This is a genomic window from Pseudomonas sp. (assembly GCF_036387035.1).
Taxonomy (GTDB): Bacteria; Pseudomonadota; Gammaproteobacteria; order Pseudomonadales; family Pseudomonadaceae; genus Aquipseudomonas.
On the sequence record NZ_DASVUM010000241.1, the window covers coordinates 1 to 7605 of the forward strand.

Sequence of the window (7605 nt, forward strand, 5' to 3'; positions counted from 1 at the left end):
CGATCGCTGAGGGTCGCCACGCTCAAGGCCGCCACGGCCCGGCCATCACGGTCCAGGATCGGCACCGCCAGCCCGGCCATGCCTTCCAGCACGCCGGTGTTGCGCGCGGCATAGCCGGTGCGCCGGACCGTGTCGATCTCCGAGCGCAGCATCACTTCATCGTATAGGTGGAAATCCCGCAGGCGCGGCAGGTTGTAGCGAATCACCGTCTCGCGCTCTTCCTCCGGCAGAAACGCCAGGATGGCCAGGCTGCCCTGCCCCACGCCCAGCGCGACGCGGCCGCCGATGTCGCCGGTGAAGGTGCGGATCGGGTACGGCCCTTCGCTGCGGTCCAGGCAAACCGCATCGAAACCACTGCGGGCGAGGAGGAACAACGAGTCGCCCAGCGAGGCCGACAGGCGCAGCAGGCTGGGCCGTACCACGTCGCGCAGGTTGCCGGAGTGCCCGGCGCGCGCCGCCAGGGCGAAGAACTCAAGGCTCAAGCGATAGCGCTTGCTGCGCAGGTCCTGCTCGACCATGCCCTCTTCCATCAGGCTGCGCAGCAGGCGGTGGGTGGTCGGTTGCGACAGCCCGACCTGCTGCGCCAACTGCGTCACCCGTTCGCTGCCTTCGGGGCATTCGCCCAGTGCACGCAGCACCGCGAACAACCGTGAGACCGCGCCCACGCCTGTTTCTTTCTGGACAGTCTTCCGCTCAGTGGAATCCATAAAGCAATACTTCCGCTTTTTATTCAGTGAATGAATGGATCAGAAAAAACTACTCACTCAATGAAATTGTTCGTTGAGCGCATCCTAGTCTTGGGCCTAGGATCAGTCCACAGGGCGATTTGAATAACAGCGGCAGCCGACATTGATCGAGCGCCAGCGTCCACGGCCACACGCAGCACTTCTCTTCGCATCTGCCCATAAAAACGCACGCCTTCGGTGTGCACAAAAAAGGTGGAACGCAGCCATGGCTTTTCTTGAACTCCAGGCACTGTGCAAACGCTACGGCCCCGTCGACGCGGTCGTCGCCACCGACCTTTCGGTGGAGCAAGGCGAGTTCGTCTCCCTGCTCGGCCCCTCCGGCTGCGGCAAAACCACCACCTTGCAAATGATCGCCGGCTTCGTTGATGTCAGCGCCGGACGCATCCTGCTGGACGGCCGCGACATTACCCACGCCAAACCGGCCAGTCGCGGGCTGGGCGTGGTGTTTCAGTCCTACGCGCTGTTCCCCCACATGACCGTGCGCGACAACGTGGCGTTCGGCCTGAAGATGCGCAAGGTCTCCGCCGCCGACATCGAGCGTCGCGTCTCCCGCGTGCTGGAGCTGGTACGCCTGACGCCTCATGCCGGGCGCTACCCGCGCGAGCTGTCCGGCGGGCAGCGTCAGCGTGTGGCGCTGGCCCGGGCGCTGGTGATCGAGCCGCCGGTGCTGTTGCTGGACGAGCCGCTCTCCAACCTCGACGCCAACCTGCGCGAAGAGATGCAGTTTGAAATCCGTCGTATCCAGCGCGAAGTCGGCATCACCAGCTTGATGGTCACCCACGACCAGGCCGAGGCGCTGTCCATCAGCGATCGCGTCGTGGTCATGCAGGCCGGGCGTATCACCCAGATCGACGAGCCGTATCACCTCTACGAACACCCTCGCACCCGCTTCATCTCCGGCTTCGTCGGCAAGGCCAATCTGCTGCGCGGCGATCGCGATGCCAGCGGCACGGCCCAGGTGCGTCATCAGCCAGGCGACGGCGAACTGGTGCTGAGCCTGCGCCCGGAGAAGATCGACCTGGTGGCTGCCGGCGCGGGTCGGCTGCAAGGGCGCGTCGTCATGCGCTACTTTCTGGGCAGTCAATGGCTGTACCGCATCGAAACCCCCATCGGCGAGATCACGGTGGTGCGCCGTAACGACGGCGATCCGCCGATGAACGAAGGCTTCGTGGTGGGGCTGGACTGGCCATCCGATCTGCTGCGCGTGTTGAGCGTTGACGAGGTGCCGGCATGAGTGTGCTGCGTGACACCGGACGCGGGTACCTGCTGTCGGCCCCGGCGCTGGCGCTGTTCTTCGGGCTGCTGGTGCTGCCGTTACTGCTGACGCTGGTGCTGTCGTTCAACGTTTTCGACTACGAAGTAGGGGTCAAGGGCGGTGAATGGACGCTGGCGCAGTACGCCAATCTGGTCACCGATTCGTACTTCTACGAGATCTTCCTGCGCACGTTCTGGATCAGCGCGCTGGTGACCCTGCTATGCGTGGTGATCGGCGTTCCGGAGGCCTACATCCTTAGTCGCATGGGTACCCCGTGGCGTTCGATTTTCCTGATTCTGATTCTGACGCCGCTGCTGATTTCAGTGGTGGTAAGGGCCTTTGGCTGGAGCCTGCTGCTGGGCGCCGATGGCTTGATCAATCAGGCAATCCAGGCCCTCGGCGGCCGTCCGGTGAAGATGCTCTACACCCCGTTCGCGGTGATTCTGGCGCTGGTCCACGTGATGCTGCCGTTCATGATCATCCCGGTGTGGACCTCGCTGCAGAAGCTTGACCCCTGCGCCGAACAGGCCGCGCTGTCCCTGGGCGCGAGCCAGACGGACGTGATGCGCCGGGTGGTGCTGCCACAGGTGATGCCGGGCGTGCTGTCCGGGACGCTGATCGTCTTCGGCCTGTCCGCCAGCTCGTTCGCCATTCCCGGCCTGCTCGGCGGGCGCCGCCTGAAAATGGTCGCCACCGTCGTCTACGACCAATACCTCTCGGAACTCAACTGGCCCATGGGCGCGGCGATCGCCGTGGCACTGCTGCTGATCAACCTGTTGGTCATGCTGTCGTGGAACCGCCTGGTTGAAGGCCACTATAAAAAATCCCTGGGGGTATGACTGATGTCCCGTAACGGTCCTCTGGCCCTGTCGTTTCATGCCCTGGTGGTGGTGTTCATGCTGGCGCCGCTGGTGGTGGTGTGCCTCGTGGCGTTTACCCCGGAAAACACCCTCAGTCTGCCCTGGAACGGGTTTTCCCTGCGCTGGTTCAGGGCGGTGTTCGAACGCGCCGATTTCATCCAGTCCTTCTACAACAGCCTGATGCTGGCGGTGGTCGCGGCCACGCTGGCGACGTTGATTGCCGTACCGGCGGCGCTGGCGATCACCCGTTATCGCTTTCCGGGCCGCGACTTTCTCAACGGCCTGTTTCTGTCGCCGATCATCATCCCGCACCTGGTGCTGGGCGTGGCGATGCTGCGCCTGTTCGCGCTGATGGGGGTCAATGGCAGTTTCGTCTGGCTGATGTTCGCCCACGTGGTGGTGATCACGCCCTACGTGCTGCGGCTGGTGATCGCCGCGTCCATCGGCATGGACCGCAGCGCCGAGCAGGCGGCCGAATCCCTGGGTGCCAGCCGCTTTACGCTGTTTCGTCTGATCACCCTGCCGATGATTCTGCCCGGCGTGGCCGGTGGCTGGCTGTTGGCGTTCATCAACAGCTTCGACGAAGTGACCCTGTCGATCTTCGTCACCTCGCCGTCCACCCAGACCCTGCCGGTGCGCATGTACGTCTACGCCACCGAATCCATCGACCCGATGATGGCGGCGGTCTCCGCGCTGGTCATCGCCCTGACGGCGGCCACCATGATCATTCTCGACCGGGTCTACGGGCTGGACCGGGTTTTGGTAGGGAGGCATTGATGAGCACTGCATCGATCACGCTCTGCTGTGTGGAGCGCGCGCCATGGCTTTGCTGAAACGACTGGCTGAACGCGACCGTGCGGTGCTGCCCTTCACCCTCGACGGCCAACCGGCCAGCGGTTTGCACGGCGACACCTTGCTCACCGCTGTGCTGACGACGGAAGACTCATTGCGCGGCAGCGACTTCAGTGGCGAACCCCGGGCCGGGTTTTGCCTGATGGGCGCGTGCCAGGATTGCTGGGTCAGGCTGGGTGACGGCCGCCGGGTGCGGGCCTGCTCGACGCTACTGGAGGCTGGCGTCTGCGTCAGCCGCGAACCGGGGCGCAACCTATGAGCGAGTCGACGACCTCAATGGCAAACACGGTCGTCGTCGGCGCCGGCCCGGCGGGCATTCGCGCGGCGCAGACGCTCCTTGCCCACGGCCTGCGCCCCTGTCTGCTGGATGAAAGCCTGCGCGGCGGCGGTCAGGTCTATCGTCGCCAGCCGGCGCACTTCAAGCGCTCGGCCAAGGCCCTGTACGGCTTCGAGGCGGCCAAGGCCGAAGCGGTTCACGCCACGCTGGATGAGTTGCAGGCCGATCTCGACTATCGCCCGGAAACCTTGGTGTGGAACGCCGAAGCTCGGACCCTCGACACCCTGTGCAACGGCCGCGCGGCGCAAGTGCCGTTCAAACATTTGATCGTGGCCACCGGCGCCACCGACCGTATCTTGCCGGTGCCGGGCTGGACGCTGCCTGGCGTGTACAGCCTCGGCGCGGCGCAGATCGCACTGAAGTTTCAGGGCTGTGCCATCGGCCAGCGGGTGGTGTTCGCCGGCAGCGGCCCGCTGCTGTATCTGGTGGCGTATCAGTACGCCAAGGCCGGCGCGACGGTGCTGGCGGTGCTCGACAGTTCGCCCTTCTCCGCCCAGACCCGCGCCCTGCCCGCGCTGCTCGGGCAACCGTCCACGCTGGCCAAAGGGCTTTATTACCGGGCCTGGCTCACCGCTCACGGTGTCCCGGTGCATCAAGGCGTGCAACTGCACGACATTCAGGGCGAGCGTCGGGTTACCGGAGTCAGCTGGGAGCAAAATCATCAACGCAAACACCTTGCCTGTGACGCCGTGGCGTTCGCCCACGCCTTGCGCAGCGAAACCCAGCTGGCCGATCTGCTCGGCTGCGACTTCGCCTGGAGCGCCTTGAACCGCGCCTGGCTGCCCACCCGCGACCCGGCCGGACGCAGCAGCGTCGAGGGCGTTTATCTGGCCGGTGACGGCGCCGGCATCATGGGCGCCGACGCGGCGGAGCTTGCCGGCGAGCTGGCGGCGCTGACCTTGTTGGGTGACATCGGCCACCGCATCGACCGGGCCCGCAGCATCGAATTGCAGCGCCAACTGGAAGCGATCCAGCGGTTTCGTCAGGGGCTGGAAACGGCATTCCCGTTCCCTGAAGGCTGGGCGGCGCAGGCGCCGGACGCCTTGACGGTGTGCCGCTGCGAAGAAGTCAGCGCCGGCGACATCCGTCAAACCGTGGCCGAGGGTCACTGGGAGATCAATCGGGTCAAGGCCATGTGCCGGGTCGGCATGGGCCGCTGCCAAGGGCGGATGTGTGGGCTGGCCGCTGCCGAAATCGTCGCTCAAGCCTCGGGGCGCGACGTCGCCAGCATTGGGCGTCTGCGTGGCCAGGCGCCGATCAAGCCCCTGCCCTTCGGCATGGAGACCGAACAATGAGCCGGCCCGTTGACGTGGACGCAGTGATTATCGGTGGCGGTATCGTCGGTGCCTCGGCAGCGCTGTTCCTGGCCCTGAGCGGGAAACGCGTGGCGTTGCTGGAGCGGGATTTTTTCGGGTCCCATTCAAGCGGCGTCAACTATGGTGGCGTGCGGCGTCAGGGTCGGCCGTTGTCGCAACTGCCGTTGTCCCAGCGGGCCCATGAAATCTGGGGGGACCTGCGCGCCTTTATCAGCATCGACGGCGAGTACGTGCGCTCCGGCCATCTCAAACTGGCCCGCAGCGACAAAGACATGGCCGCGCTGGTCGCCTATGAACAAGCGTCGCGCGGCTACGGGATGCAACTCGAGCTGCTCGATCACGCCCAGTTGCGCGCACGCTTTCCCTGGGCTGGCGATGTGGCCGTAGGCGCCTCGCTGTGTGCCGACGACGGTCACGCCAATCCGCGTCTCGTGTCCCCGGCCTTTGCCTTCGCGGCCCGCCGCGCCGGTGCGCAGACCTTCGAGCAGGCCTCCGTCAGTCAGGTGAGCCACGACGGTCAGGGGTTCATGGTGCAAACCGAGGATGGTCAGTGCTTCCGTGCGCCGTGGCTGCTCAATTGCGCCGGCGCCTGGGCCGCGCAACTGGCTCAGCAGTTCGGTGAACCGGTGCCCATGCGCGCCGGGCACCCGGCGATGCTGGTGACCGAGCCGCTGCCGATGTTCATGGACGTCAGCACCGGCGTCGAAGGCGGCGGGATCTACGCCCGGCAGGTCGCGCGGGGCAATTGTGTGCTGGGCGGCGGCCAGGGATTCCCACTGGGCGCGGCCACCGCGCGGCCCGGTCAGGCGGCGATTCTGGAGATCCTGCGCAACGCTGTTGAGCTTTACCCGCCGCTGGCGGGCGCCCAGGCCATCCGCACCTGGAGCGGCACCGAAGGGTATCTGCCCGACCGCGAGCCCGTGCTGGGCGCCAGCTCGACGCAACCCGGCCTGCTGCACGGTTTCGGCTTTGCCGGCTCGGGCTTCCAGATAGGCCCGGCGGCGGGCGAAGCCCTGGCGCAGATGGTCTGTGTCGGCGCGTCGAACATCGACCTGACCGCGTTCTCGATCAACCGCTTTCAAACGCATCTGCAAGCCCGGCTGCAAATACAGGAGCCAATACCCGCCATCGTCGTGCCCTCCGGCACCGATCACGTCATTCCATTGCTCAGAGGAAGGTCGCACCCATGACTCACATGAAACGCGTTGCCCTGACCGGCTTGTCTTGCCTGCCGTTTGCCCTGTCGGTTGCGGCCCTGCCCGCCCAGGCCGAACCGACCCTGTACCTGGGCATGAACGGCGGCACCATGGAGCGCTTGTACGCCGATCACGTGCTGCCGGCGTTCGAGAAAGCCAACAACGTCAAAGTGGTGATCGTGCCGGGCACGTCCTCGGACATCCTCGCCAAGGCCCAGGCGAGCAAGGACAACCCGCAGATGCACGTAATGTTCCTCGACGACGGCATCATGTACCGGGCGATTTCCATGGGCCTGTGCGGCAAGTTGGACGCGAGCCCGGCCCTGGCGGAAATTCCCGCCAAGGGCAAGATCAAGGACGAAGCGGTCGCCGTCAGCCTGGGCGTCACCGGGCTGGCCTACAACACCACGATGTTCAAGGAGAACGGCTGGAGCGCGCCGACGTCCTGGGCCGACATGGCGGACCCGCGCTATAAAGAAAAGCTGGTGTTCCAGTCGCTGGCCTCCTCAACCTTTGGCCTGCACGGCTTTCTGATGTTCAACCGGCTGCAGGGCGGTAGCGAAACCAATGTGGAGCCGGGCTTCAAGGCGTGGCCGAAGACTGTCGGGCCGAACGTGCTTGAGTACATCGCCAGCTCGGCGAAGATTTCGGAGATGGTGCAGACCGGGGAAGCGGCGCTGTTCCCGTTGACACCGACGCAAGTCACCGCGCTTAAACTCAAGGGCGTGCCGGTGGAATACGCGCCACCGAAGGAAGGCGGCGTGGTCCTCAACGTCGCCGAATGCACCATCGCCAACAACGACCAGCCTGAACTGGCGCAGAAGCTCGCGGCCTTCCTGCTGACCCCGCAAGCCCAGGCGCCAGCTCTGGAGATTGGCGACCAGATCCCGTCCAACCCGAAAACCCCGACCACCGACAAGACCCGCGGCCAGGTTGAAGCCATGAACAAATACCTGGAAACCGCGGTGACCATCGATTGGGATCAGGTCAACCAGGTCCGCCCGGAATGGAACGCCCGCTGGAGCCGCACGATCGAGCGCTAG

General features: G+C 65.3%; 8 protein-coding genes. 7 read left to right on the forward strand and 1 reads right to left on the reverse strand.

Features of this window, described 5'->3' with window-relative positions; genetic code table 11:
* Positions 1–707 (reverse strand): IclR family transcriptional regulator (locus VF672_RS21665; protein ID WP_331106717.1); only part of this gene is annotated, 707 nt, incomplete at its 3' end.
* A 244-nt stretch (positions 708–951) separates the two neighbouring features.
* On the opposite strand from VF672_RS21665, the gene VF672_RS21670 reads away from it, so the two are divergent.
* The 7 genes from VF672_RS21670 to VF672_RS21700 are packed head-to-tail and all read left to right on the forward strand — an operon-like array spanning position 952 to position 7605.
* Positions 952–1980 (forward strand): ABC transporter ATP-binding protein, encoded by a 1029-nt coding sequence (locus VF672_RS21670; protein WP_331106719.1) that lies wholly within the window; start codon positions 952–954, stop codon positions 1978–1980.
* On the forward strand, positions 1977–2840 hold the full coding sequence (locus VF672_RS21675) for an ABC transporter permease (protein ID WP_331106721.1): 864 nt from the start codon (positions 1977–1979) through the stop codon (positions 2838–2840). Before VF672_RS21670 ends, VF672_RS21675 begins: the two co-directional genes overlap by 4 nt.
* 3 nt (positions 2841–2843) lie before the next feature.
* Positions 2844–3638 (forward strand): ABC transporter permease, encoded by a 795-nt coding sequence (locus tag VF672_RS21680; protein WP_331106723.1) that lies wholly within the window; start codon positions 2844–2846, stop codon positions 3636–3638.
* A gap of 43 nt (positions 3639–3681) precedes the next feature.
* Positions 3682–3972 carry a (2Fe-2S)-binding protein gene (locus VF672_RS21685; RefSeq protein ID WP_331106725.1) on the forward strand — a complete coding sequence of 97 codons (291 nt, stop codon included), beginning with the start codon at positions 3682–3684 and terminating at the stop codon, positions 3970–3972.
* A 17-nt stretch (positions 3973–3989) separates the two neighbouring features.
* Positions 3990–5345 (forward strand): FAD/NAD(P)-binding oxidoreductase, encoded by a 1356-nt coding sequence (locus tag VF672_RS21690; RefSeq protein ID WP_331106728.1) that lies wholly within the window; start codon positions 3990–3992, stop codon positions 5343–5345.
* Positions 5342–6556, forward strand: coding sequence for an FAD-binding oxidoreductase (locus VF672_RS21695; protein WP_331106730.1), 1215 nt, complete (start codon positions 5342–5344; stop codon positions 6554–6556). The genes VF672_RS21690 and VF672_RS21695 overlap by 4 nt, the downstream gene beginning before the upstream one ends.
* Positions 6553–7605, forward strand: coding sequence for an ABC transporter substrate-binding protein (locus VF672_RS21700; protein ID WP_331106732.1), 1053 nt, complete (start codon positions 6553–6555; stop codon positions 7603–7605). Before VF672_RS21695 ends, VF672_RS21700 begins: the two co-directional genes overlap by 4 nt.

What these genes read in the sequence shown, in the direction of transcription:
- VF672_RS21670 (WP_331106719.1), top strand. Translation starts at nt 952, where the DNA reads ATGGCTTTTCTTGAACTCCAGGCACTGTGCAAACGCTACGGCCCCGTC.
- VF672_RS21675 (WP_331106721.1), top strand. Translation starts at nt 1,977, where the DNA reads ATGAGTGTGCTGCGTGACACCGGACGCGGGTACCTGCTGTCGGCCCCG.
- VF672_RS21680 (WP_331106723.1), top strand. Translation starts at nt 2,844, where the DNA reads ATGTCCCGTAACGGTCCTCTGGCCCTGTCGTTTCATGCCCTGGTGGTG.
- VF672_RS21685 (WP_331106725.1), top strand. Translation starts at nt 3,682, where the DNA reads ATGGCTTTGCTGAAACGACTGGCTGAACGCGACCGTGCGGTGCTGCCC.
- VF672_RS21690 (WP_331106728.1), top strand. Translation starts at nt 3,990, where the DNA reads ATGGCAAACACGGTCGTCGTCGGCGCCGGCCCGGCGGGCATTCGCGCG.
- VF672_RS21695 (WP_331106730.1), top strand. Translation starts at nt 5,342, where the DNA reads ATGAGCCGGCCCGTTGACGTGGACGCAGTGATTATCGGTGGCGGTATC.
- VF672_RS21700 (WP_331106732.1), top strand. Translation starts at nt 6,553, where the DNA reads ATGACTCACATGAAACGCGTTGCCCTGACCGGCTTGTCTTGCCTGCCG.